Origin of the sequence: Pseudomonas sp. URMO17WK12:I11 (genome assembly GCF_007677725.1) — a bacterium.
Classification (GTDB): domain Bacteria; phylum Pseudomonadota; class Gammaproteobacteria; order Pseudomonadales; family Pseudomonadaceae; genus Aquipseudomonas.
The window spans coordinates 1-244 of record NZ_VEDF01000069.1; the positions used below are offsets into that span (position 1 = coordinate 1).

The 244-nt window shown below is 64.8% G+C and carries 1 pseudogene; it reads right to left on the reverse strand.

The window, feature by feature from the left end:
• Positions 1 to 244: pseudogene (locus tag FS665_RS23250) on the reverse strand (type VI secretion system tip protein VgrG); the annotation flags it as partial.

Consider the following 244-nt stretch of genomic DNA (forward strand, 5'->3'; position numbering starts at 1 on the left):
TGCGCAGCCAGCACGAACTCAGTTCACCTTCCTGGCTGAGGCGGTCCCAGTGGAAGCGTACGCAGACGCGGTTGAGGATGTCGGTGAACAGTTCATGGCCGCTGGGCGAGACCACCACGGCGGTCTGCGGGCCGGGCGACCTCGGCTTTGCGTGTTCGAACGGGCTGCGGTACGGCGCGCTGTGCAGCTGGCCTTCGAAGTGGCTGATGAAGAAGCCATAAGAAGCTTCGCTCAGGGCCGAGCC